Below are 24,080 nucleotides of genomic sequence, written 5' to 3' on the forward strand. Positions count from 1 at the left end.
CGGAATAAAATTCCACTTGCAGATCAAGCTACCTCAGGCAATCTGCAGCCACAACAAAAAGCCGTTCGCGGGACGAAATTGTCACGTCACACGGTCCCGGAGGGTGGCATGCCAGAGATCAAGATTGTGACTGAAGTCGCCGGACGCGTGTGCGCGCTGGCTGCCGAAGCCGGAGCTGATATCGGTGACGGCGACGAGATTGCATTCGTCGAAGCGATGAAAATGGAAATCCCGGTAACCTCGACAATTGCCGGGAAAATCAAGGCAATTCTGGTCAAACTCGACGACGTGATCGCTGAAGGACAGGTGGTCGCGATCGTCGAAGCTTAGCTCTTTCGCGCTCATACTTTTGATGCGTGACGATCTGTCCGCCAGTGCAACTGGCATAATGGCGGACGTGAACGTGCTCGGACGTTGCCATCGCAATGCTGCGATGACATCATCCCAATCAGAAAAAGTTTCATCTAGCGAAACAATTTGGGGGAAACATGAATCGTCGACTGTCGAACTTTGCGCCTGCCGTGCTCGCAGGCATCTCGCTCATGGCGTTTGCGCCGGCGCTGGCCCAGGACGTCAAGCTGCCGCCGACCATGACGTTCACCGCCTATGACACCGGTACCGCCGGATTCAACATTGCGGTCGCCGTCGGCAAGATGATGAAGGACAAATACGGCACGGACCTGCGGGTGCTGCCTGCAGGCAACGACGTCGCGCGCCTCGCCCCCTTGCGCGCCGGCCGCGCCGCGTCGTCAGCGATGGGGTCAGGCAGCTACTTCGCGCAGGAAGGGGTGTTCGAATTCGGCACCAAGGAATGGGGCCCGCAGGCCTTGCAACTGGTGCTGTCGTCGGTTGACTGCAATGGCGCTTCGCTCGGCGTGGCGAAGGACACCGGGGTGAAAGACGTCAAGGACCTCAAGGGCAAGCGCGTCGGGATTGTCGTCGGCTCGCCTGCGCTCAACCAGAACTCACTAGCGATCCTCGCGTTCGGCGACCTCAAGCAGAGCGACGTCAAGACGGTGGAATTCTCCAGCTACGGCGCGATGTGGAAGGGCTTGATCAACAACGACGTCGACGCCGCCTTTGCAACCACCATCACCGGACCGGCAAAGGAAGCCGAGACGTCGCCGCGCGGCATCGTCTGGCCGCCGCTCCCGCACAGCGACAACGCCGGCTGGGAACGCGTTCAGAAGGTCGGGTCCTTCTTCTTCCGCCATGTCGCCACCTGCGGCGCCGGCATTTCCAAGGATAAGCCGATCGAACTCGGAAATTATCCGTACCCGATCTTTGTCACCTACGGAACGCAACCGGCCGACCAGGTCTACGCGATCACCAAGGCAATGATCACGGGCTACGACATCTACAAGGACGCCGCCGCCGGCGCGGCCGGCCTTGCGGCCGACCGTCAGACCAAGAAGTGGGCGGTGCCCGTTCATCCCGGCGCGGTGAAGGCGCTGAAGGAAGCCGGCCAGTGGAGCGACGACCAGGAGACGCATAACAACGGGCTGATCAAGCGGCAGGCCGTTCTGGCCGCAGCCTGGGCCGACTTCGGCAAATCCAGTCCGCCTTTGGACGAGAAGGCTTTCCTCGATGCCTGGATGAAGGCGCGCGCCGCGGCGCTTGCCAAAGCCGGCATGCAGAACGGATTCGAGTAACCACCGTCTTTCCGATGAAGGCGAACACCATACTGGGGATTAATGATGTCACCTTCTGCAGCCAATAGCGCAGCGGCCGCTGCGCCCGCCAGGATCGAATTCGACGATCCTCATGCCGGTATCGGAAACTTACAAGAAGCCGAAGTCTCGCGCGTGCGTACGCTGCGCGGGGCTTGGCGGTGGGCGCTGATCGTCGCGACCGCGGTGACGATCCTGCTGTGCATCAACCAGCAATTCACGCTGAGATTCTTCATCGGATACACCCAACTCAACACCGAATATTTCTATCTGCTGATCGCGTTGATGTTGCCGTTCACGTTCCTGATCTTTCCGAGTTCGGAACGCTCTCCGCTCGAGCGGATCCCGTGGTATGATGTCCTGCTCTTCATCCTGACGTTTGCCTCATCCATCGTGTTGATGCGCAGCGTCCGCAAGGCGGCTGAGGCCGGTTGGGAGTTCGGTGGCGCGCCGACCATCGTTTTCGTTGCGGGACTGGTGATGTGGGCCGTGCTCATGGAGGCCCTGCGCCGCACCGGCGGATGGAGCCTTCTGCTGAGCGTCTTGCCGTTCACGGTCTATCCGCTGTTTGCGGACGCCAAATGGCTTGGCCCCTTCAGGGGCACGCAGTCGACGCTCGAGCAGGCGACCTCCTATCACGTGCTGTCAGGTGAGAGCCTGCTCGGTATTCCGATCCAGGCGTTCGCCGATACCGTGATCGGCTTCCTGGTGTTCGGTACCGCGCTGATGATGACCGGCGCCGGGAAATTCTTCATCAATCTATCGTTTGCGATGTGCGGCACCTTTCGTGGCGGCGCCGCGAAGGTCTGTATCTTCGCCAGCGGCCTGCTCGGCATGATGTCCGGCTCGATCATTTCGAACGTGCTGACCGCCGGCACCATGACCATCCCCGTGATGAAGAAGAGTGGTTTCCGCGCCTCCTATGCCGCCGCGATCGAGGCTTGTGCCTCGACCGGCGCGGTGCTGGCACCGCCGGTCATGGGCGCTACCGCCTTCGTGATCGCCCAGTTCCTCAACGTCAGTTATGCCGAGGTCGCAGTCGCCGCGATCATTCCGGCGACGCTGTATTATGTCGGCCTGTTCATGCAGGTGGACTCCTACGCGGCCCGCCACGGCCTGAAGGGCATTCCGCGTTCGGAACTGCCGAAGGTCATGGATACGATCAAGGACGGCTGGTACTATGTTTTCGTTATCGCGCTGCTGATCGTCATGTTGCTGTATTTCAAGCGCGAGAGCCATGCGCCGTTCTATGCGACCGCCCTGCTCCTGGTGCTGAACCAGCTGTTCTCAAAAGATACGCGCTGGACATTCACTACGATCAATAAATTTCTCGAGGTCAACGGGCGCACCTTTGTCGAACTGGTCGGCATTCTCGCCGGCTGCGGGCTCCTGATCGGCGCATTCTCGATGACCGGCGTGGTCTCCAGCCTCGCCAACGACCTGTTGCGGATCGCCGGTGACAATGCCTTCCTGCTGCTCGTCATGTGCGCCTTCACCAGCCTCGTTCTCGGCCTCGGCCTAACCACGACAGCCTGCTATATCTTCCTCGCCATCCTGGTGGCGCCGGCGCTGGAAAAGGTCGGCCTCAACCGCATGGCCGTGCACATGTTCATCTTCTATTGGGGCATGTTGTCGTCGATCACACCGCCGGTGGCGATCGCCTCCTTTGCCGCGGCCGGCATTGCCGGCTCACCGGCGATGAAGACGGGGTGGGAATCGATGTGGGTCGGCAGCATCATCTATTTCATTCCGTTCTTCTTCGTGATGAACCCCGCGCTGGTGTTGCAAGGCGCCAATCCGTACCTCGAAGGCCTCGGGCTGATGGCGCTGGCGGGGGTTGGCACGCTGTTCATCTGTGGCGGCATTCAGGGTTATCAGGCCTTCGTCGGCGACCTCAGAGGCGCCGGCACCCTGGAATGGCCGTTGCGGGTGCTGCTGGTGATCGGCGGCTTTGTGATCGCGACGCCCGGCGGCGGTATTAATCCGCTGTCGCAAATCCAGATCACGCTGCTCGGTCTCGCTATCCTGGCGCCGACGGTCCTGGCTGCGCTGTTCTTGATACGCCGCCAAAGTCTGGTGCCGAACCAGTTGCGCGCCCCGTGATTGCGCGGCAAAACGGTAGGCGATGAAAGTATCGCCCACCGGCGCCCCGGCCTGGACCAGTTCGAAACCGCCTTTGCTGCGGTTTCTCGACGGTTGTCATGCCGAATACCTGCCTGAGACCAGCGGGGCGGTCGCCGACTACATCCCAGAGCTCGGCAAGGCCGACCCTGACCATTTTGGCATCAGCCTCGCGACCCTCGACGGCCACGTCTACGAGGTCGGCGACACGCAAGTCCCCTTCACCATCCAGTCGATGTCAAAGCCCTTCGTGTTCGCGCTGGCGCTGGACACGCTGGGCGCCGCCCGCGTCGAAAGCGTGATCGGCGTCGAACCCTCGGGCGATCCCTTCAACTCGATCCGCCTCAACGCCGAGAACCACCCGTTCAATCCGATGGTCAACGCCGGTGCGATCGCCTGCTCCGGGCTCATCTATGAGGCCAAGGGCGACGGCGCGTTCGAGTACATCCGCCAGGCCTTGGGCCGCTTTGCCGGGCGCGAGCTTGATGTTGACGACGCCGTGTATTCCTCCGAGAGCCTGACCGGCGACCGCAACCGGGCGATCGGCTATCTCCTGCGCACCAACGCGGTCATCACGGACAATGTCGGCTCGGTGCTGGAGGTCTATTTCCGGCAATGCGCGATCCTGGTCAACGCCCGCGACATCGCCGTGATGGCGGCGACCCTGGCCAATCGCGGCATCAATCCGGTGACCGGCGAACAGGTGACGACGCCCTACGCGATTTCGCGGACGCTGTCGGTCATGACCAGCTCCGGCATGTATGACTACGCCGGCGAATGGATCTACCGTGTCGGCATCCCCGCCAAGAGCGGCGTCGGCGGCGGCATTCTAGCCGCATTGCCGGCGCGGATCGGGCTCGGCAGCTATTCGCCCAAACTCGACAAGCACGGCAACAGCGTCCGTGGCATCAAGGTCTGCGAGGCGCTGTCGGCGCATTACGACCTGCACATGCTCAACCGCAGCGACAATGCGCGCAATGCCATTATTGCCGATTACGATATCGGCGAAAATCCGTCACGGCGCAGCCGTCGCCCGCACGAGCAAACCATCCTCGCCGCGCACTATCAGGATGTTCGCGTTATCGAGCTGATGGGCACGCTGTCGCTGTCGAACGTCGACTATATTGCGCGCCGGCTCGTGGCCAAGCCGCGCCCGCAATTCGTCATCTTTGATTTTCGCCGGGTCACGTCGATGACCCCGGCGGGCGCCCGGCTGCTCGCCGAGGAGTTTCGCGAGCTGGCGGCCTATCAGGTCACCGTGATCGTGTCCGGCATCAAGCGGGCCGACGCCGAATGGCAGCCGATCGCGGAGCGGACCGCCACCCTGCCGAACATGCGGTACTATTTCCTGCTCGACGCCGCGATCGAATGGGCGGAAGACCAGGTGGTGTTTCGCCATGGCGGCTTGATCGATTTTTTCGAGACGACGGAATTGTCCGAACAGCCGCTGCTGGCGGGATTGACCGACGAGGAACTGACCGATCTGGACTCGCTCTGCACGATCAGGACTTATCAACCCGGCGAAAAGATCATCGCCGCCGGCGATCCCGCCTCCTCGGTGTTTTTCCTCAGGAGTGGCGTGGTGCACGTCACCCTGCCCGACGGCATCCGGCTGGCGACGCTGACGGCGGGAATGCCGTACGGCGAGATGGCATTGCTGGAGCAACGCCGCTCCGCAGACGTGCTCGCCGACATGGCCGCGACCGCCTTTGAGGTCCCGCTCCGCGATTTCGAACGTTTTCGTGAGCAGCATCCCCGCGCCGGCGAGCGGATCATGCGCAACCTCGCGCAGCTGCTCGCCGACCGCCTGATCCTCGCCAACGCCAAGGTGAATTTGCTGACGTCGAACTAGCGCTACGGACTTGAGACTTAAGTCTTTCCCCGCCCGCTTTTCTCCGCGGCGCGGCGCAGCGCCTCGGCGAGCGCACCGCCGCCGCCAGAATCCTGTGGCTTGCGCGGCGCCTGTGACGTCATCGATGCCTTCGAGTATTCGCGCATCTTGCTGTCCGACAGCTTGGGGCCCTTGTCGCCGACCTCGTCGTCGAGACGCAATGTCAGTGCGATGCGCTTGCGGGCGACCTCGACCTCCAGCACCTTGACCTTGACGATGTCGCCGGGCTTCACCACCTCGCGCGGATCCTTGATGAAGGTTTTCGACATCGCCGAGATGTGCACCAATCCGTCCTGGTGCACGCCGATATCGACGAAGGCGCCGAACGCCGCGACGTTGGTGACCGTGCCCTCGAGGATCATGCCGCGCTTGAGATCCTTGATCTCCTCGACGCCCTCCTTGAACACCGCCGCCTTGAACGCCGGGCGCGGATCCCGGCCGGGCTTTTCAAGCTCGCGCAGGATGTCGGTCACCGTTGGCAGACCGAACGTGTCGTCGACGAAACTCTGCGGCTTCAACTGGCGCACGATCTCGGCATTGCCGATCAGCGCCTTGATGTCGCTCTTGGTGGCGGTCAAAATCTTGCGCACCACCGGATAGGCTTCCGGATGCACGCCGGAGGCATCGAGCGGATCCTCGCCGCCCTGGATGCGCAGGAAGCCGGCGCACTGCTCGAACGCCTTCGGGCCGAGCCGCGGCACTTCCTTCAGCCCCTTGCGCGACTTGAACGGGCCGTTGGCGTCGCGGTGCTGCACGATGCTCTGCGCCAGACCTGCGCCGATGCCGGACACCCGCGCCAGCAGCGGCGCGGACGCCGTGTTGGCATCGACGCCGACCGCGTTGACGCAGTCCTCGACCACGGCATCGAGCGAACGCGCCAGCTTCGATTCGCCGAGATCGTGCTGGTATTGCCCGACGCCGATCGCCTTGGGGTCGATCTTCACCAGCTCAGCCAGCGGATCCTGCAGCCGCCGCGCGATCGAGACCGCGCCGCGCAGGGTGACGTCGAGCTCGGGCAATTCCTCGGACGCAAAGGCCGAGGCCGAATAAACCGACGCGCCGGCCTCCGACACCACGATCTTCGACATGTTCAGGTCCGGCAGCAGCTTGACCAGCTCGGTCGCGAGCTTGTCGGTCTCGCGCGACGCGGTGCCGTTGCCAATCGCAATCAAATCGACGCGGTGTGCGACCGCGAGCTTGCCGAGCGTGGCGAGCGTCGCATCCCACTGCCGCTGCGGCTCGTGCGGATAGACGGCCGTGGTGGCCACCACCTTGCCGGTGGCGTCGACGACCGCGACCTTGACACCGGACCGGTAGCCGGGATCAAGCCCCATGGTGACGCGCGCGCCTGCGGGCGCCGCCAGCAATAAATCGCGCAAATTCGAAGCGAACACCCGTACGCCTTCGGTTTCGGCCGTTGTCCACAGCCGCATCCGCAGGTCGATGTTGAGATGCACCTGGATCTTGGTGCGCCACGCCCAGCGCGCGGTCTCGACCAGCCAGCGGTCGCCGGGCCGGCCCTGATCGGAAATCAGGAAGCGCTGCATGATCTTCAGTTCATAGGCGCTCGGCACGTTGGCAACCGGGACTTGCGCGTCGGGCAGGATCTGCAGCTCGAGGATTTCCTCCTTCTCACCGCGGAACAGCGCGAGGATGCGGTGCGACGGCAGCTTGTGCAGCGCGCCATTGTATTCGAAATAGTCCTTGAACTTCTCGCCTTCGAGTTTCTTGCCCTTGCGCACGGTCGAGGTCATTACCCCATTCGACCACATTTCTTCGCGCAGCTTGCCGATCAGGTCGGCGTCCTCGGCGAACCGTTCCACCAAAATCGCGCGCGCGCCCTCGAGCGCCGCCGCGACATCGGCCACCTGCTTTTCGGCATCGACGAAACTGGCGGCCACCACCTGCGGATCGTTTTGCGGCTGCGTCAGCAGCAGTTCGGATAGCGGCTCAAGCCCGGCTTCCTTGGCAATCTCCGCCTTGGTGCGACGCTTCGGCTTGAACGGCAGATAGATGTCTTCCAGCCGCCCCTTGCTGTCGGCGGCCATGATCGCGGCTTCCAGCGCGGCATCGAGCTTGCCTTGTTCGCGGACCGAATTGAGGATCGCGACGCGGCGCTCTTCAAGCTCGCGCAGATAGGTCAGGCGCTCTTCCAGGGTGCGCAATTGCGCATCATCGAGCCCGCCGGTGATTTCCTTGCGGTAGCGCGCCACGAACGGGACCGTGGCGCCGCCGTCGAGCAACGTGACCGTCGCCTCGATCTGCTGCTCGCGAACGCCAAGCTCTTCTGCGATCTGTCGATTGATGTTTGCCACGCAACCTCTTTCCAGACTGGCCGCGGCGGAATGATGGCCGCGGGACGCCGCTTATGGACTACCACGGATCGATTCATCAACCCGCCAGGGCAGCGAAAACGCAAAGAAATTGATCTGTGGATCAGCGTGGCCGGATTGCCGGAATCGTCGGGTCAAGTCCCTATTTTCGGGCCAATATATGTGTGGATCGTCGGCCCGGTAATGTGTAGACGGACGCTTCCCCCGGGGAGCGTCCATGTCCATTTGCGGTCTAGATTTCGGAACGTCGAATACGACGCTCGGCACCATCGAAGGCGATGCGCCGGTCCTGGCGGAGTTGGAAGCCGGCTACACCACGATTCCCAGCGCGATCTTCTATGAGGTGGACGGCGCGGTCCTGATCGGCCGCAAGGCCATCGCCGCCTATGTCGACGGCGCCCCCGGCCGCCTGATGCGCAGCCTCAAATCGGTGCTCGGAACCTCGCTGATCGACGAAACCACCCGGCTCGGGCGCCAGCGGACCGGCTTTCGCGACGTGATCGCCTATTACCTCGGCGCGGTGAAGCGGCGCGCGGAACAGGCTACCGGCCTCGAACTGCGCGATGTCGTGCACGGCCGCCCCGTGCATTTCGTCGACAATGCGCCGGACGCCGACCGCAAGGCGGAAGAGACGCTGCGCCAGATCGCGCGAGAAGTCGGCTTCGACGACGTCACCTTCCAATTCGAGCCGATCGCCGCGGCGCTGGATTACGAGCGCCAGATCGAAAGCGAAGAAGTTGCCCTGATCGCCGATATCGGCGGCGGCACGTCGGATTTTTCGATCGTGCGGCTCGGGCCCGAACGCCACGCCAAGGCCAACCGCTCAAGCGACATTCTCGCCAATGACGGCGTGCGGATCGGCGGCACCGATTTCGACCGCCAGCTCAGCCTCGGCGTGGTGATGCCGCTGTTCGGCTTCGGCAGCGCCATGAGCCGCGCCGGGCTCGACGTGCCCTCGAGCTATTTCCACGACCTCGCGACCTGGTCGAGCATCAACCGCATGTATGAGCCGCGCGTGCTCGCGGACATCCGCCAGGTCCGGCGCGAGGCCAGCGAGCCTGAATTGCTCGACCGGCTGGCGCGCGTGGTCGAGGAACAGCGCGGCCACACGCTGTTGATGGAGGTCGAGGAAGCCAAGATCGCCCTGTCGGACAAGCGCCGCGCCGACATTCCGCTGGAATGGGTGATGCCCGGCCTCAACGCTGGCATCAGCCGCCCCGATCTGGTCAGCCATACCGGGCAATTGGCCGAGCGTATCGCCGCCCGCATCAAGAACTGCCTCACGCAGGCCGGGCTTGGCGCCGAGGATATCGACGCTGTCTTCCTGACCGGTGGTTCGGTGCAGCTCGCCCATGTCCGCAATGCGATCAGGAAAGCGGTGCCGGCGGCCCGCCTCGTCGAAGGCGACACGTTTGGCGCGGTCGGCAAGGGACTGACGCTGGAGGCGCTGCGACGGTACGGGCCGCGGGCCTGAAATCATCCCATGGATGGCCGCCGCCACTCCATCACGACAAACCAGGGCACCCGTCGAAAACGCTCCTGATGCGCAGCGTCGCCAGATACGGGCCCGGGCTCCGCGAAAAACGTCAGCTGCAGGCCGCTTTCGAGCAAGGCCGTCATGTAGGCGGCAAGCGGCCGGTGCCAGTTCTGGATGCGTATTCCCGCCCATTCGAACCAGAATGGAAACTCTTCGAGGTAACGATCGACGGGAAAGTGAAGATGGCGTCCTTCCGCATCTTTCACCCACCCCCGATCGGCGCTGGCTGATGTGAATCCGGTGAGATTTGCGATCAGCAGCGAGCCGCCGGGTTTCAGAACCCTGGCCATCTCGCGGATCGCCGTTCTGAAATCGACGATATCGATCAGCGTGAGGTAGCTGACAACCAGATCGAAGCTTGCCGCCTCGAATTCAAGCTGCTTGGCATTGCCGGACCGGTAGTCGCCGGATGGATCGCGCTGCCTTGCTACCTCGAGCAATTGACGGGTCGGATCGATCCCAGTCGCTGCGATGCCCGCGGCCTTCAGCATCCTGCAGAAGCGGCCCTCGCCGCAGCCCACATCCAGCGCACGCTCGAACCGGCCTGCCGCCACGCGGCTGAGTATGACCGGATCGAGCACGTGCTCGCGGCCCCAATCTCCGCGCTCGCCCATGGAGTCGATCCAGGCTTGCGCTGAAAGCTCCCATCCGTTGCTCATGAGAACGCACACATGTGAAAGACTGGAGGGTGCCTGGAGGAATCAGGAAACCACTTCCGTGACTGGCTGCAGGTCGATGGCAAAAGTTTCCAGAAACTTCGACGTCATGATGTAGAAGCCAACCGAAAGCTGCAACTCGACCAGCGCGGCCGGCGTCAGTTTCGAGGCAATGGCGTTGAAGGTCGCGTCCGTCGGCTTGTGCAGCTTGACGATTTCATCGGTGAAGGCGAGCGCGGCGCGCTGCACCTCATTGAAGCATGTGGCCGACTGCCAGTTTTCCAACGCCTCGTTCTGCTCGTCGCTGACGCCGACGTTCTTGCCGATACGCTTGTGCGCGACGATCTCGTAAGGCGCCTCGCACAGGATGCCGCTGCGGGTGATGGCAAGTTCGCGCACGACCGGATCGAGCTCACCCTTGTGCCTGATTGCACCGCCCAGCCGGCAATATTGCTCGAAATAGCTCGGCGAATGCGCCATCATTCTGAAAATATTGGCATTGCGGTTCTTGCCGAGGATTTCGCGGGTACGATCGTTGTGTTTAGCGGGATCGCTGTATTCGATGCGGGCCATTTCTCACCTTGTTTTCTTTGATTTTGCAGGCGGATCATGCCTTGCGGTTCCCTGCGGATCAACCGGGCGATGCTCGGAAATCGCCATCACGCGCGCAAAATCCGGCTGCGCGTGAGCCAAAATGCCGCCGCATTGCTGTTCAAACTTGGCACGGTCGATATTCGCTGAGTGGGGACTCAATCGAAGCGAATGATCGTCGCGGGGTGTTCCGAGTAAAAATAACTGAGACATCAGGCCTTTGCGGGCAACGATGACTCACGCCCAAGTCTAGGGAGAAGGCATGAAGGAAGCCACCAAAAGGGCGGCCTCGGAGGCGCTTGCGCAAATGCTGGCGGTGACGGCAATGCTCGTCATCGCCAGCGTCATCTTCTACGCGCGGTGAAACCGCGGCTTGTGTGTGAAAGCGTCACGAAGCAATCCAGAAAACATCCGTTCCGCGTCACTCTGGATTGCTTCGGAGCTTTGCATTTTATTTTGACGCGTTTTCTTAACGCGAACCGGTGTCCACCCCCGGATCAAGTCCGAGGGCATGCTTCGCTCTATGCTTCACTTCGCCTTTGCGAAATAAGGAATCAGCCGTCCGGCAAATGGCTGATAGCGCGCGGTGACCTCGTCGCCGATGGCGAGATCGTGGTCGCCGTGGGCCATCATGCGAAAACCTTCCGGCGTATCGACCAGCAAAATATTGTAGGGAACGTGCGCGCGGGTCTCCGGCGTTGCGGCGCGGCATACCAGCGAGGTCGCGTAGACCGTCCCTGCTCCACTTGCGGATTTCTCCACCGGATCCGGCGCGCCACAGGCCGCGCAAAAGCTGCGACGGAAATATTGCACCTTCCCACAAGCGGCGCAGGATTGGTAGACGATGCCTTCGCCGCCCTTGGTCCAATCCGCGCTCATCGCACCCGCTCCAGGAACATGCTGACATGCGACGACAGTACACCGCCGTCGCCGTGCAATAGCGCGATCGAGGCATCTCGAACCTGGCGATTTTCAGCGCGCCCCGTCATCTGCAGATGGGTTTCGACGAGATGCGCCATCGCGCCGCCGACGCCGCAATGGCCGTAACTCAGGAGGCCGCCATGGGTGTTGAGCGGCATCTCGCCGTCGCGGCCGAAGTACCCTGCCCGCACCTTTGCTGCCGCCTCGCCGCGTTTGGCAAGGCCGAGGTCCTCCAGCAGCATCGCCAGCGTGATGGTGAAACTGTCGTAGACGGCCGCATAGCGCACGTCGGAGATCGTAAGGCCGGATGCGGCTTTGGCTTTCGCGATCGAAATCTCGGCGCCGAGCTCGCTCAAGGCTGGCGCCGCCGTGACATGCTGATGGGTATGCGCCTGGGCGGCGCCACGCACCTTGACGCCGGTTGAACCTGTGCGCTCGCGGCTGATCACAAACGCCGCGCCGCCATCGGACACCGGGCAGCAGTCGAGCAGCTTAAGCGGCATCGCCACCGGCTTCGACGCCATCACGTCGGCGACCGTGATCGCCTCATGGAACTGGGCGCCGGGATGAGTCAGCGCGTGCGCGCGCATCAGCACGGCGAATTCGGCGAGGTCTTGCTGGGTAACGCCGTATTCGTGCATGTAGCGCGACGCGACGAGGCCGTAATAGGCCGGGATCGTGGGTCCCAGCGTCACTTCGTAGTCGGGGTGCCCGACCTGCGCCAGCGCCTGGATCGAGGCGTCACGGCTCTGCCCGGTGAGGCGGTTTTCACCGCCGACCACCAGCACATGTTTTGCGATTCCCGCATCGACGAGATGATGCGCCAGCATGGTCATCGCGAGCCCGGTGGCGCCGCCGACCTGCACGGCGTGGGCGTAGGACGGCCGGATGCCGAAATGCTCGGCGAACACGGTCGCCAGCATGATATGCGGCGACACCGTGCTGTAGCCGCACAGGATGCCGTCAATTTCCGAGCGCTTCAGCCCGGCATCGACAATCGCCATCTCGGCCGCCTTGCTCATGAGATCGAGCGAGGACGAGCCTTCGTGCTTGCCGTAGGATGTCAGTCCGACACCGGTGATGAAGCTCATGGTGCGGCCTCCTCACTGCCCGTCATTCCGGGGCGCGACGAAAGTCGCGAACCCGGAATCTCGAGATTCTCCGGTGCGCAATTGCGCACCATAGTTCGCATCTTCGATGCGCCCCGGAATGACGATGAGAAAGTCTTGAACCTCATCATCTTCAATACGACTTCGGCAACCCCAGCACCTTCTCGGCGATAAAGCTGAGAATAAGCTGCGGGCTGATCGGGGCGATGCGCGGGATCAGGGATTCCCGCAAGTAACGCTCGACGTGATATTCCTTGGCGTAACCGAAACCGCCATGGGTCATGACGGCCTGTTCGCAGGCATGGAAGCCGGCTTCGGCCGCGAGATACTTGGCGGCATTGGCCGCCGGGCCGCATGGCATGCCCTGGTCATATTGCCAGCCGGCGGAGAGCACCATCAGCCACGCCGCTTCCAGCTCCATCCAGTTCTTGGCGAGCGGATGCTGGATGCCCTGGTTCATCCCGATCGGACGATTGAACACGATGCGGTTTTTGGCATAGGCCGAAGCGCGCGACAGCGCGACCTGGCCGAGCCCGACGGCTTCGGCTGCGATCAGGATGCGCTCGGGATTCATGCCGTGCAGGATATACTCGAAACCGCGGCCTTCCTCGCCGAGGCGATCCTCGACCGGAATTTCAAAGTTCTCGAAGAACAATTCGTTGGAATCGACGGGCTTGCGGCCCATCTTCCCGATCTCATGCACGGCGACGCGCTGCTTGTCGAAATCCGTATAGAACAGGCTCAGGCCCTGCGTCGGTGTCTTCACCTCTTCCAGCGGCGTGGTGCGCGCCAGCAGTAATATCTTGTTGGCGACCTGGGCTGTCGAAATCCAGACCTTCTGTCCGTTGACGATATATTTGTCGCCCTTGCGCACGGCACGGGTTTTCAGCTGCGTGGTGTTGAGCCCGGTGTTGGGTTCGGTCACCGCAAAGCAGGATTTGTCGCGCCCGTCGATGATCGGCGGCAGCATGCGCGTGCATTGCTCCTTGGTGCCGAACACGACCACCGGATTGAGGCCGAACACGTTCATGTGCACCGCCGACGCGCCCGACATGCCGGCGCCGGACTCCGAAATCGTCCGCATCATGATCGCGGCATCGGTGATGCCGAGCCCCGATCCGCCATACTCCTCGGGAATGCAGATGCCGAGCCAGCCGGCATCGGCCAGCGCGCGGTGGAAATCGGCGGGATAGCCACCTTCCTTGTCCTTCTTCAGCCAATAGGCGTCGTCAAAGCGCGAACAGATTTTCCCGATCGCGTCGCGGATCGATTCCTGGTTGGCCGACAGCGCGAAATCCATGGTCTCAGTCCTTAGGTGTTTGATACGGCCTTGGTGACGCCGTCGCGAACCAGGGCGGCAATCTCGTCCGTCGAAAAACCTGCTTCCTGCAAAATCTCGGCGCTGTGCTCGCTGAGGCGCGGCGCCAGCCGCGTCATCTCCACCGGTGTCTCCGACCATCGCGCCGACGAGCGCATGTTGCGAATCCGTCCCTCGGTCGGGTGATCGATCACGGGAGCGAAATCAGTCGCTGTTATGTGCGGGTCCTGCAGCAGGCTTTCGAGATCATGCATCGGCATGACAGGCACGTCGGCCTTCTCGAGGATGGCGGTCCATTCGGCCGTGCTCTTGGTTTCAAGGATGCGCGCCAGTTCGGCATAGACGGTGTCGATATTGGTGGCGCGGCCGGCAAAGGTTGCAAATTTCGGATTGCTGCACAGATCGTCGCGGCCGGTGGCGTGGAAGAAATTCTCCCACTGCTTGTCGTTGTAGACGATCACGCAGATATAGCCGTCGGAGGTCTTGTAGGGCCGCCGGTCCGGCGACAGATGCCGGGCGTAGCCGCCCTTGTCGAGCGGCGGCTCATAGGTGAGCCCGCCCATGTGGTCGCCCATCACAAAACTCGCCATGGTCTCGAACATGGGGATGTCGACGCGCTGGCCGCGCCCGGTGCGGTCGCGATCCACAATGCTGGCGCAGATCGCGCCGACCGCGGTGAGACCGACGATGCGGTCGACCAAAGCATTCGGAACATAGCGCGGCACGCCGTCGCCGGTCTGGGCCATCAGCGCCGGCAGCGCCGTGGCGCCCTGGATCAGATCGTCATAAGCGGGTTTGGCCGCATAAGGCCCGTCCTGGCCGAAACCGAACACGCCGGCATAGATCAGGCGCGGGTTGATCTTCGAGACCACGTCGTAGCCGAGCTGCAGCCGCGCCATCGCCTGCGGGCGCACATTGTAGACCAGCACGTCGGCCTTCGCGATCAGCCGCAGCACGGCGTCGCGCCCGGCCGGCTTCTTCAGGTCGAGGCAGATGCTGCGCTTGTTGCGGTTGGTGTTGAGGAACACCGGCCCCATGCCGGGATGCCGCGTCGGCCCGATCTGCCGCGTGACGTCGCCATCATGCGATTCCACCTTGATGATGTCGGCGCCGTAATCGCCGAGCGTCTGGGTGGCAAAGGGCCCCATCAGCACGGACGTCATGTCGACGACCTTGATGCCTTTTAGCGGTCCCATGCCGAATTCGCTCCCGGATGTCGTTGTTGCGACCTAGTAACGGCAGGGTGAAACGAAGAGCAAGGGCGTCCGGCGTATGGACGTATGCGTGCGGCCCGCATTCAGTGTCGTCCCGGCGCAGGCCGGGACCCATACGCCGTGAAGTCGCAATCGGAAGACGGAGCCTACGGCTCGGCAAAACAACGAACGACGGTGGTTATGGGTCCCGGCCTGCGCCGGGACGACACGGAATTCTTGTACCGCTTACTTCGTCGGCTCGAGCACCGAAACGTAATTCGCCACCGCGGCGCCGCCCATGTTGAAGATGCCGGCGAGTTTTGGATTCTTCAGCTGCATGCCCTCGGGCGCCTGGCCGACCAGCTGCATCGCGCTCATCACATGCATGGAGACGCCGGTGGCGCCGATCGGATGGCCCTTGGCCTTGAGGCCGCCGGACGGATTGACCGGCAGCTTGCCGTCCTTCTGCGTCCAGCCTTCCTTGATGGCACGGGCGCCCTGCCCGCGCGGCGTCAGGCCCATCGCTTCATATTCGATCAGCTCGGCGACGGTGAAGCAGTCATGGGTTTCGACGAACGACAAATCGGAAAGGCTGACGCCGGCCTGCTGCAACGCGCGCTGCCAGGCGACCGTGCAGCCTTCGAACTGCAGGATGTCGCGCTTGGACATCGGCAGGAAATCCTGCGCATGCGCGGTGGCGCGGAAATTCACCGCCTTGCCCATGGTCTTGGCGGTCTCCGAATCCGTCAGCACCAGCGCTGCTGCGCCATCCGACACCAGCGAGCAATCGGTGCGCTTCAGGGGACCCGCGACGAACGGGTTCTTCTCGCTCTCGGCACGGCAGAACTCATAGCCAAAGTCCTTGCGCATCTGCGCATAGGGATTGGCGACACCGTTCTTGTGGTTCTTCGCCGCGATCATCGCCAGCGCATCGGACTGGTCGCCATATTTCTGGAAATAGCTCTGCGCGATCTTGCCGAACACCCCGGCGAAACCGCCGACGGTGTCGCCGTCCTCAGGCAGATAGGAGGCCTTGAGCAGGTACTTGCCGATCTCCGGACCGGGCGTGCGCGTCATCTGCTCGACGCCCACTACGAGCACGATCTTGGCCGCACCCGCGGCAATCGCGCGGATGCCCTGATGCACCGCGGCCGAACCGGTGGCGCAGGCGTTCTCGACCCGCGTGGTCGGCTTGAAGCGCAGCTTTGGGTCGGCCTGCAGCACCAGCGAGGCCGTGAAATCCTGCGGCGAGAAGCCGGCATTGAAATGCCCGAGCACGATTTCATCGACGTCTTCGGCGGAAATGCCGGCGTCCGCCAGCGCTTCGGTCGTCACCTTCACCACCAGGCTCTCCACGGTTTCCGTGTCGAACTTGCCGAATGGCGTATGCGCCCATCCCACGATGCTGGCTGTCATGGTCGTTCTCCCTGTTCCGGTTCGGACGGTTTTGTACCCTATCGGAAAAAATACTTCACGCCGGTTTCAGCGTTTTCATCGCCCGCGCGCACATGGCTGAAATGCCGGCCCAGTTGCCGGACCGTATATCCGCCGCCGGGCACAGCCAGGAACCGCCCACGGCCAGCACGTTCGGCTCGGCCAGCCACGCCGCGGCATTGGCCTCGCCAATGCCGCCGGTCGGGCATATCAGGATATTCGGAAACGGACCTGCGAGCGCACGCAGTGCCTTGATACCGCCGGACTGTTCCGCCGGAAAGAATTTGACGAGGTCGAACCCGTGCGCCAGCGCCTGCATCAGTTCGGATGCGGTTGCGATCCCCGGCGCAAACGGCAGGTCGCTCGCGGCCGCAGCCTTTAACAGCTCAGGCGTCGCCCCGGGGCTGATGCCGAACTTGGCGCCGAGCGCCTCGGCCCGCTTGAGGTCATCGGGATTCAGGATGGTGCCGATCCCGACGATGGCGTCCGGCACCTCCGCAATCATGGCCTTGGCGGCCTCGATCGCAACGGGGGTCCGCAACGTCACTTCCAGCATGCGCACGCCGCCGGCAACGAGGGCCCTGGCGAGCGGCACCGCATGTTCCAGCCGTTCGATGGTCAGCACTGGAATGACGGTGGCGGACTTCACCAAAGCCGCGAGCTTTTCCTGCCTTGCTGTTACATTCACGCTCATAGGGACGCCTTGCGAGAGGTTACGGGTGTGCCAACGATATCAGGCCGGCATCGCCGTGCGCGGAATAATCGCACCGGGGTGACATACCACGACGCCGGCGAGGCGGTGCCCGGCCCGCGCGGCCTCAACTGGCCCAGCACCCGCAAGCCGTGCGGCGATGTAGGCGGCTGCAAAACTGTCGCCCGCCGCCGTGGTATCGATGACGGGTTTCGTCAGCGGCTCGGCCTGGGTCTGATGCAAAACACCATCGAGACGAAGGATGCTCGCGGGTTCGGAAAGCTTCAGCACGACCTCCCCGCCCGGAATGCGCGCCAGCAGGTCTTCGTTGGTGGCTTTGGGATAGAGCGGCAGCAAATCCTCGGTCGAGGCCAATACGATATCGGCGAGATTGAAGGCATCCTGATAAACGGTGCGGGCTATCTCCAGATCCGGCCAGCCGCGGGCGCGGAAGTTGGTATCGAAGGCAAAACGCGCGCCGCTTTCCCGCGCGCGCTTGATCCCCGAGAACAACCGCCCGCGACCAACGTCATTGTAAAGCGACAGCGTGATCGCCGAGAGATAAACGATGTCGTAACTCGCCAGTGAATTCAGGATATCCGCCGTCTCCGGCAAATCCATCAGGCTGCGTGCGGCGGCGCTCTCGCGCCAGTGAAAGAACCGGCGTTCGCCTCTGTCGTCAGTCTGGATCATGTAGAGGCCCGGCAATTTTCCCGGCAGCCGGGACACCCGTGCCGTGCCAACGCCTTCCGCGGCCCAGCCCGCGATCATCTCATCGCTCAGCGTGTCGTCGCCGAGTGCGGTAATGTAATCGGTGCCGGCACCAAGCCGGGCCAGATAGACGGCGGTATTGAGCGTGTCGCCGCCATAGCCGCGCGAAAACAGGCCGTGCTCGGCCTGCTTCAGCTCGATCATGCATTCGCCGATGCAGGCTACCCTGATCATGACTGCATCTGTAGGGGATCGCCAGGACGCACGCTAGCCGGCGAATTTGCCGCCGAGTTCATCTGCGATGTGAATCCGGATGATGTCATCAAAAGTCTTCTCGGCCGTGGTGAAGCCGAGCTTGAGCGCGCGATCGGTGACGAAATCGCGCGGCCAGCCGCTGACGATGCTGATGATGGTCGGATCGGGCACCCGCTTGATGCGCGCGGTGACATTCTTGCCGGCGACGCGATCAAGCGCTGCGATCTGTTCGCCGACGGTTACCGACATTCCGGGCATGCTGAGATTGCGCCGCGCGCCCATCGCGTTGAGGTCCATGGTGCCGGCGTGCATGAGAAAGCCGACCGCCGATTTCGGCGAGGCGTGCCAGTGCCGCACGTCTTCGGACACCGGCAGCACCGCCTCCTCGCCCGCGAGCGGCTCGCGGATGATGTTCGAGAACAACCCGGACGCCGCCTTGTTCGGCTTGCCCGGCCGCACGCAGATCGTCGGCAGGCGGATGCTGATGCCGTCGAGCAGGCCCTTGCGGGTGTAGTCGTTGATCAGGAGTTCGCAGATCGACTTCTGGGTGCCGTAGCTCGTCAATGGCGTATGGAAGAACTCGTCGCCGATCTTCTCCGGGAATGGCGCGCCGAACACCGCGATCGAGGATGTGAATACCAGCCGCGGCTTGTAGCCGCCGCCGATCGCGCGGATCGCGTCGATCAGATACCGCGTGCCCTCGAGATTGATCCGGTAGCCCTTGTCGAATTCGGCCTCCGCCTCGCCCGACACGATGGCGGCGAGATGGAAGATCACGTCAGGCCGCTCGGCAATCAGCGGTGCGGCGGCACCGGCATCGGCAAAATCGGAGGCAACGACGTTGACCGGGATCGAGCTGGCCGGCTTGGCGGGCGCCACCACGTCCTGCAGCGTCATGCGGGTGATGTCTTGCTTGCCGAGCCGGCCGTCGCGCAGCAGTTGCTCGGTCAGCTTGCAGCCGACCATGCCGGCGGCACCCAGAATAAGAATGTGCAAGACCCGTCTCCTTTGTTGTTCTTGCTTATAGCGTTTTCAAGCGAAGTGGAAACCGGTTCGCGTGAAGAAAACGCGTCAAAACGAAGGTTCAGATACGGGCCTGCGTGCTCACTCTTTCACGGCTCCCGTCATGGCCGACACATAATGCTCGACGAAGAAGGCGTAAAGGATAACCAGCGGCAGCGAGCCCGCCAGCGCCCCCGCCATCAGCGATCCCCAGCGATAGACGTCGCCATCGACGAATTCGTTGACGATCGCGACCGGCACCGTCTTGTTCTGCACCGAAGTGAGGAAGGTGAGCGCATAGATGAACTCGTTCCAGCACAGCGTGAAGCAGAAGATGAACGCCGAGATCAATCCCGGGATCGCCAGCGGCAGTACGATCTTGGTCAGAATCTGCCATCGGCTGGCGCCGTCGATCAGCGCGCACTCTTCCAGCTCGAACGGGATGGTCTTGAAATAGCCCATCAAGAGCCAGGTCGAGAACGGGATCAGGATGGTCGGATAGGTCAGGATCAGCGCGAACGGCGTATCGAACAGCCCATACTGGAACACCACGGTGGCGAGCGGAATGAACAGGATCGAGGGCGGCACCAGATAGGACAGGAAGATCAGCCCGCCAACCCATTGCGCGCCGCGATAGCGCAGCCGCACGATGGCATAGGCCGCCAGCACGCTGGCGAAGATCGACAGCACGGTCGCGCAGACCGCCACATACATCGTATTCCACAGCCAAAGCGGATAGTAGCTTCCGAACAACAGCTTGTGGATGTGCTTGAACGTCGGATTCCAGGTCCAGAACGGATTATACGTGTTGAGATCGAGCAACTGCTCGTCCGGTTTGATGGCGGTGAGCGCCATCCAGTAGAACGGGAACAGCAGCACGACGACGATGATCCCGAGCGGCAGATAGAGCGTCACCAGGCGCCGCGGCAGCGACTCCAGATAGCTCATGCCAACGGTGTGATCGTCGACAGCCGCCGTTCGCGACGATCCGGACAACACTCCTTTGATGTCGAGCCGCTGTGTGGGCAGATCAGTCATTGTTTTCACCCTGCTGCCATTTACGGCGCTGCAGTCCAAACCAGGAGACCATGATGGCCGCCAGCAGGAACGGAATCATCGCATTCGAAATCGCAGCCCCCTCACCGAGAACGCCGCCGATGATCGCCCGCTGATAGGACAGCGTCGCCATCAAGTGGGTGGCATTGACCGGACCGCCGCGCGTCATCGCCCAGATCAGCTGGAAGTCGGTGAACGTGAACAATACCGAGAACGTCATCACCACGGCGATAATGGGCGTCAGCAGCGGATAGGTGATGAACCGGAACCGTTGCCAGCTGGTCGCGCCATCGAGCGTCGCGGCTTCGTAAAGCGACGGCGACACCGTCTGCAGGCCGGCCAGCAGCGTGATCGCAACGAAGGGAACGCCGCGCCAGATGTTGGCGAAGATCACGCAGATCCGGGCCCAGGTCACATCACCGAGGAAATTAATGTTGTCGGTGATCACCCCCATCTGCTTCAGCGACCAGGAAATGATCGAGAACTGCGAATCGAAGATCCACCAGAACGCCAGCGCCGACAACACCGTCGGTACGATGAAGGGGATCAGCACCAATGCCCGCAGCATCGCCTTGAACGGCATGTTTTCGTTCAACAGCAGCGCGAGATATAGACCGATCGCGAATTTGATGACGCTGGCGACGGTCGTGTAGAGCAGCGTATTGAATACCGACAGCCAGAAGATCGAGTCGCCCCACAGCCACTCATAGTTTTCCAGCCCGACGAACGCGCCGGGCCTGCCGATGCGCGCGTCGGTGAAGGAAATCCAGACTCCCAACCCCAGCGGATAAGCCAGGAACAGAACCAGGAACACCATTGCGGGCAGCATGAACCAGAAACCGAGATAGTTGCGGTTGGCCTTGATCAGGTCCCACCTGGTCGCCTCACGAATCGGCCGTCTGGCAGTCCGGGGTTGGAGGGCGATGTCAGCCATTGGCAAAATCCCGCAAGTGTAACGGCCGTGATGCCGTCTCGTCCTCGATAGCGAAGCATCCTGCAGCTGCGAGCGGCAATTGCTTGCCGCCCGCAGCTGTTGTCATCAGCGATAGATGCGCTTCAACTGCCGTTCGGCGATCGCGATCGCACCGGCGGCGGTCTCACGGCCGGTGCAATAGTTCGCGAACATGTCGACCACCAGGAAGTCGGCGATCGCGGTCGCCGCCTTCTCGCCGGGCGTACCGATGCCGGAAGCGGGAAGCGCGCGCTTGCTGGCCTGGCTGAACACCTGGTTCTTCGGATCCGCGGTCCACACCGGCGACGAGTCATAGGCGTTGAGCGTGTGGGTCAGATAACCGCGCGCGCCGGTCAGCCACTTGTCGTAGTTTTCCTTCTCCAGCATGAAGGCGATGAAGGCTTTCGCGGCGTTCGGGTATTTGGTGAATTTGAACGCCAGGATCGGAACCGTGAGTTGCAATTCGGTCGGCTTGCCGATCGGACCGACCGGATACAGTGCGTGATAGGTGTCCTCGGTGAGTTCCTTCTTGGTCGCGTCATCCTTGGCCGCGACGTAGATCGAGATGCCGTTGGCGGTGCAATAGAGTTCACCCGAAAGGAACGCCTTGTTATTGGAACCGTCGTTCCACGACGCGACGCCCGGAATGAAGGTGTCGGTCAGCGCCTTGGTGTATTCCAGCGCCTTCAAGGTCTCCGGCGAATTGATGATGACCTTGTCGCTCTTGTCGACCGTGTAGGCGCCATGGCCCCACAGCATCCAGTGCAGCCAACCGTTGGCATCGCCCGAGGCATGCCCGAGCGCCATGCCGGCTGGCGTGTTGTTCTTCTTGAGCGCCGTGCACAACGCGAGGAAACCCGGAAAATCCGTCGGGAATTCCTTGAATCCGGCTTTCTCGACGGCCGACTTCCGATACGTCATGTAACCACCGATGGTGGCGACGGGAATGCCGAGCCAGTTGTTGCCCTGCTTGCAGGTAATCGCGGCGGCTTCGGTCCATCCGCCGTATTTCTTGCCGAGATAATCGGCGACGTCGTTCAGCGGCATCACCTGGGTTGGGAACAGCTGCGGCAGCGTGTGCAGGCCCCAGACGACATCCAGTCCGGAGCCGGTATTTGCGGCGACGGACGCCTTCGGCTGCACGTCCTCAAAGGACTCACTGAACACGTTCATCTCGGTACCTGTCGCGGCTTTGAAGGCGGCGACCATGGCGTTGAACGCTTCGTCTTCCGCCGGCACGAAACGCTTCCAGCGCATCACCGTCAGCTTGGCGCCCGGCTCCGCCTTCCACGGCGAGGCCTGCGCCCAGGCCTTGGCGAAATCCAGCAGTGCAGGCCCGGTCAATGCGCCAGCCGCAGCCAGCGCCGTGCCGCCTTGAAGCAGAGAGCGGCGAGTAAAATCGTGCATCGTAGGTCCTCCCCTTGAATTTGATTTTGATTATGTTTTTAGGCGTTCAGTCGCTTTCCCGTCGTCTCGTCGAAAAGATGCACGAGCGCCGGATCCGGCTTCAACCGGATCTTGTCGCCCGGATTGAATTGATGTCGCTCGCGGAACACGGCGACGACCTGTTCGCCGCCGAGCTTGGCGAAAACCTGGGTTTCCGAGCCGGTCGGTTCGACCACCACGATCTCGGCTTCGGCGCCGTCGTCGGCGATGGTGAAATGCTCGGGCCGGACGCCGTAGACGGCCGGCTTGCCTTCGGAGTTGGCGGGCGCCGACATCAGCGGCAGCTTGACACCGTTCGGGCCTTCGAAACCGGCGCTACCGTTCGACTTCACCTTGCCTTTGAGGAAGTTCATCGCCGGCGAACCGATAAAGCCCGCCACGAACTGGTTGGCCGGCGTATCGTAGAGTTCGAGCGGCGTGCCCATCTGTTCGACAATGCCGTCATGCATCACCACGATCTTGTCGGCCATTGTCATGGCTTCGATCTGGTCGTGGGTGACGTAGACCGTCGTGGTGCGCAGACGTTGGTGCAGTTCCTTGATTTCAGTGCGCATCGCAACCCGCAGCTTGGCGTCGAGGTTGGACAGCGGCTCGTCGAACAGGAACACTTGCGGATCGCGCACGATGGCGCGGCCCATCGCGACGCGCTGACGCTGTCCGCCGGACAACTGCCGGGGATAACGCTCGAGCAATGGGGTCAGCGCCAGGATTTCCGCGGCGCGCTTGACGCCGTTGGAGATTTCCTCAGGCTTGGCGCCGCGCAGCTTGAGCGAGAAGCCCATATTGTCGGCGACCGTCATATGCGGATAGAGCGCATAATTCTGGAACACCATCGCAATGTCGCGCTCTTTCGGCTGGACATTGTTGACCACCTTGTCGCCGATCGAAATCGTGCCTGAGGTGATGTTTTCCAGGCCCGCGAGCATCCGCAGCAAGGTCGACTTGCCGCAACCGGAGGGGCCGACAAGCACGACGAACTCGCCGTCCTCGATCGGAATCGAAACGCCGTGCAAAACCTCAAAATTACCGAACGACTTTCGCACGTCGCGAATCTGTACCGACGACATCGGACTTCTCTCCCCTCATTTTCTGTTTTCTGACGCCATCGGACGGAGGCCGGCGCCACGCTGTCTTGTTCGACTCTAATGCCATCCAGCCGAATTCAGCCAAGCATTATCATCCGCAGTTTGGCG

At 62.4% G+C, this 24,080-nt stretch carries 21 protein-coding genes; 5 read left to right on the top strand and 16 right to left on the bottom strand.

Going from position 1 to position 24,080, the window contains the following annotated elements:
* Nucleotides 1–108: 108 nt before the first annotated feature.
* The 4 genes from JQ567_RS06095 to glsA all read left to right on the top strand — a co-directional run bounded on the left by JQ567_RS06095 (nt 109) and on the right by glsA (nt 5,643).
* Nucleotides 109–330: an acetyl-CoA carboxylase biotin carboxyl carrier protein subunit gene (locus tag JQ567_RS06095; protein ID WP_212437973.1), complete on the top strand. Its 222-nt coding sequence runs from the start codon at nt 109–111 to the stop codon at nt 328–330.
* A 158-nt stretch (nt 331–488) separates the two neighbouring features.
* The gene (locus tag JQ567_RS06100; RefSeq protein WP_212437974.1) at nt 489–1,652 is read left to right on the top strand and encodes a TAXI family TRAP transporter solute-binding subunit; all 1,164 of its coding nucleotides are present in this window, start codon (nt 489–491) and stop codon (nt 1,650–1,652) included.
* Nucleotides 1,653–1,697: 45 nt separating this feature from the next.
* Nucleotides 1,698–3,773, top strand: a complete 2,076-nt coding sequence (locus tag JQ567_RS06105) for a TRAP transporter permease (protein WP_212437975.1) — start codon at nt 1,698–1,700, stop codon at nt 3,771–3,773.
* Nucleotides 3,774–3,795: 22 nt separating this feature from the next.
* Entirely contained in the window at nt 3,796–5,643 is a 1,848-nt protein-coding gene (gene glsA, locus JQ567_RS06110; RefSeq protein WP_212437976.1) for a glutaminase A, read from the top strand.
* A gap of 17 nt (nt 5,644–5,660) precedes the next feature.
* On the opposite strand, the gene JQ567_RS06115 is transcribed toward glsA, so the two are convergent.
* Nucleotides 5,661–7,997 carry a Tex family protein gene (locus JQ567_RS06115; RefSeq protein ID WP_212437977.1) on the bottom strand — a complete coding sequence of 779 codons (2,337 nt, stop codon included), beginning with the start codon at nt 7,995–7,997 and terminating at the stop codon, nt 5,661–5,663.
* Nucleotides 7,998–8,232: 235 nt separating this feature from the next.
* Between JQ567_RS06115 and JQ567_RS06120 the strand changes: the two genes are divergently transcribed.
* Nucleotides 8,233–9,489: an Hsp70 family protein gene (locus JQ567_RS06120; protein WP_212437978.1), complete on the top strand. Its 1,257-nt coding sequence runs from the start codon at nt 8,233–8,235 to the stop codon at nt 9,487–9,489.
* Nucleotides 9,490–9,491: 2 nt separating this feature from the next.
* Here the strand turns inward: JQ567_RS06120 and JQ567_RS06125 are convergent, their stop codons facing one another.
* The 15 genes from JQ567_RS06125 to JQ567_RS06195 form a co-directional block, all read right to left on the bottom strand.
* Nucleotides 9,492–10,166, bottom strand: coding sequence for a class I SAM-dependent methyltransferase (locus JQ567_RS06125; protein ID WP_249165282.1), 675 nt, complete (start codon nt 10,164–10,166; stop codon nt 9,492–9,494).
* 87 nt (nt 10,167–10,253) lie between these two features.
* Entirely contained in the window at nt 10,254–10,781 is a 528-nt protein-coding gene (locus JQ567_RS06130) for a carboxymuconolactone decarboxylase family protein (protein WP_212437980.1), read from the bottom strand.
* Nucleotides 10,782–10,784: 3 nt separating this feature from the next.
* The gene (locus JQ567_RS06135) at nt 10,785–11,012 is read right to left on the bottom strand and encodes a hypothetical protein (protein ID WP_212437981.1); all 228 of its coding nucleotides are present in this window, start codon (nt 11,010–11,012) and stop codon (nt 10,785–10,787) included.
* 315 nt (nt 11,013–11,327) lie between these two features.
* Complete coding sequence (locus JQ567_RS06140; protein WP_212437982.1) at nt 11,328–11,678, bottom strand: Zn-ribbon domain-containing OB-fold protein; 351 nt, start codon at nt 11,676–11,678, stop codon at nt 11,328–11,330.
* Nucleotides 11,675–12,811 (bottom strand): thiolase family protein, encoded by a 1,137-nt coding sequence (locus JQ567_RS06145; RefSeq protein WP_212437983.1) that lies wholly within the window; start codon nt 12,809–12,811, stop codon nt 11,675–11,677. The genes JQ567_RS06140 and JQ567_RS06145 overlap by 4 nt, the downstream gene beginning before the upstream one ends.
* Nucleotides 12,812–12,962: 151 nt before the next feature.
* Complete coding sequence (locus JQ567_RS06150) at nt 12,963–14,129, bottom strand: acyl-CoA dehydrogenase family protein (protein ID WP_212437984.1); 1,167 nt, start codon at nt 14,127–14,129, stop codon at nt 12,963–12,965.
* 11 nt (nt 14,130–14,140) lie between these two features.
* Nucleotides 14,141–15,343 carry a CaiB/BaiF CoA-transferase family protein gene (locus tag JQ567_RS06155; RefSeq protein WP_212437985.1) on the bottom strand — a complete coding sequence of 401 codons (1,203 nt, stop codon included), beginning with the start codon at nt 15,341–15,343 and terminating at the stop codon, nt 14,141–14,143.
* Between the two features lie 243 nt (nt 15,344–15,586).
* On the bottom strand, nt 15,587–16,756 hold the full coding sequence (locus tag JQ567_RS06160; RefSeq protein ID WP_212437986.1) for an acetyl-CoA acetyltransferase: 1,170 nt from the start codon (nt 16,754–16,756) through the stop codon (nt 15,587–15,589).
* A gap of 55 nt (nt 16,757–16,811) precedes the next feature.
* Nucleotides 16,812–17,462 carry a bifunctional 4-hydroxy-2-oxoglutarate aldolase/2-dehydro-3-deoxy-phosphogluconate aldolase gene (gene eda / locus JQ567_RS06165; RefSeq protein ID WP_312017361.1) on the bottom strand — a complete coding sequence of 217 codons (651 nt, stop codon included), beginning with the start codon at nt 17,460–17,462 and terminating at the stop codon, nt 16,812–16,814.
* Nucleotides 17,463–17,507: 45 nt separating this feature from the next.
* Nucleotides 17,508–18,410 (bottom strand): sugar kinase, encoded by a 903-nt coding sequence (locus tag JQ567_RS06170; RefSeq protein ID WP_212437988.1) that lies wholly within the window; start codon nt 18,408–18,410, stop codon nt 17,508–17,510.
* 33 nt (nt 18,411–18,443) lie between these two features.
* Nucleotides 18,444–19,427: a D-erythronate dehydrogenase gene (gene denD / locus JQ567_RS06175; RefSeq protein ID WP_212437989.1), complete on the bottom strand. Its 984-nt coding sequence runs from the start codon at nt 19,425–19,427 to the stop codon at nt 18,444–18,446.
* A gap of 108 nt (nt 19,428–19,535) precedes the next feature.
* Complete coding sequence (locus tag JQ567_RS06180; protein ID WP_212437990.1) at nt 19,536–20,471, bottom strand: carbohydrate ABC transporter permease; 936 nt, start codon at nt 20,469–20,471, stop codon at nt 19,536–19,538.
* Nucleotides 20,464–21,423: a carbohydrate ABC transporter permease gene (locus JQ567_RS06185; RefSeq protein WP_212437991.1), complete on the bottom strand. Its 960-nt coding sequence runs from the start codon at nt 21,421–21,423 to the stop codon at nt 20,464–20,466. The genes JQ567_RS06180 and JQ567_RS06185 overlap by 8 nt, the downstream gene beginning before the upstream one ends.
* 105 nt (nt 21,424–21,528) lie before the next feature.
* On the bottom strand, nt 21,529–22,848 hold the full coding sequence (locus tag JQ567_RS06190; RefSeq protein WP_212437992.1) for an ABC transporter substrate-binding protein: 1,320 nt from the start codon (nt 22,846–22,848) through the stop codon (nt 21,529–21,531).
* 38 nt (nt 22,849–22,886) lie between these two features.
* Nucleotides 22,887–23,954, bottom strand: coding sequence for an ABC transporter ATP-binding protein (locus JQ567_RS06195; protein ID WP_212034178.1), 1,068 nt, complete (start codon nt 23,952–23,954; stop codon nt 22,887–22,889).
* Nucleotides 23,955–24,080 lie beyond the last annotated feature (126 nt).

The sequence above is a fragment of the Bradyrhizobium sp. AUGA SZCCT0431 genome (genome assembly GCF_018131065.1).
Lineage (GTDB): Bacteria > Pseudomonadota > Alphaproteobacteria > Rhizobiales > Xanthobacteraceae > Bradyrhizobium.

What these genes read in the sequence shown, in the direction of transcription:
- JQ567_RS06095 (WP_212437973.1), top strand. Translation starts at nt 109, where the DNA reads ATGCCAGAGATCAAGATTGTGACTGAAGTCGCCGGACGCGTGTGCGCG.
- JQ567_RS06100 (WP_212437974.1), top strand. Translation starts at nt 489, where the DNA reads ATGAATCGTCGACTGTCGAACTTTGCGCCTGCCGTGCTCGCAGGCATC.
- JQ567_RS06105 (WP_212437975.1), top strand. Translation starts at nt 1,698, where the DNA reads ATGTCACCTTCTGCAGCCAATAGCGCAGCGGCCGCTGCGCCCGCCAGG.
- glsA (WP_212437976.1), top strand. Translation starts at nt 3,796, where the DNA reads ATGAAAGTATCGCCCACCGGCGCCCCGGCCTGGACCAGTTCGAAACCG.
- JQ567_RS06120 (WP_212437978.1), top strand. Translation starts at nt 8,233, where the DNA reads ATGTCCATTTGCGGTCTAGATTTCGGAACGTCGAATACGACGCTCGGC.
- JQ567_RS06125 (WP_249165282.1), bottom strand. Translation starts at nt 10,166, where the DNA reads ATGGGCGAGCGCGGAGATTGGGGCCGCGAGCACGTGCTCGATCCGGTC.
- JQ567_RS06130 (WP_212437980.1), bottom strand. Translation starts at nt 10,781, where the DNA reads ATGGCCCGCATCGAATACAGCGATCCCGCTAAACACAACGATCGTACC.
- JQ567_RS06135 (WP_212437981.1), bottom strand. Translation starts at nt 11,012, where the DNA reads ATGTCTCAGTTATTTTTACTCGGAACACCCCGCGACGATCATTCGCTT.
- JQ567_RS06140 (WP_212437982.1), bottom strand. Translation starts at nt 11,678, where the DNA reads ATGAGCGCGGATTGGACCAAGGGCGGCGAAGGCATCGTCTACCAATCC.
- JQ567_RS06145 (WP_212437983.1), bottom strand. Translation starts at nt 12,811, where the DNA reads ATGAGCTTCATCACCGGTGTCGGACTGACATCCTACGGCAAGCACGAA.
- JQ567_RS06150 (WP_212437984.1), bottom strand. Translation starts at nt 14,129, where the DNA reads ATGGATTTCGCGCTGTCGGCCAACCAGGAATCGATCCGCGACGCGATC.
- JQ567_RS06155 (WP_212437985.1), bottom strand. Translation starts at nt 15,343, where the DNA reads ATGGGACCGCTAAAAGGCATCAAGGTCGTCGACATGACGTCCGTGCTG.
- JQ567_RS06160 (WP_212437986.1), bottom strand. Translation starts at nt 16,756, where the DNA reads ATGACAGCCAGCATCGTGGGATGGGCGCATACGCCATTCGGCAAGTTC.
- JQ567_RS06170 (WP_212437988.1), bottom strand. Translation starts at nt 18,410, where the DNA reads ATGATCAGGGTAGCCTGCATCGGCGAATGCATGATCGAGCTGAAGCAG.
- JQ567_RS06180 (WP_212437990.1), bottom strand. Translation starts at nt 20,471, where the DNA reads ATGACTGATCTGCCCACACAGCGGCTCGACATCAAAGGAGTGTTGTCC.
- JQ567_RS06185 (WP_212437991.1), bottom strand. Translation starts at nt 21,423, where the DNA reads ATGGCTGACATCGCCCTCCAACCCCGGACTGCCAGACGGCCGATTCGT.
- JQ567_RS06190 (WP_212437992.1), bottom strand. Translation starts at nt 22,848, where the DNA reads ATGCACGATTTTACTCGCCGCTCTCTGCTTCAAGGCGGCACGGCGCTG.
- JQ567_RS06195 (WP_212034178.1), bottom strand. Translation starts at nt 23,954, where the DNA reads ATGTCGTCGGTACAGATTCGCGACGTGCGAAAGTCGTTCGGTAATTTT.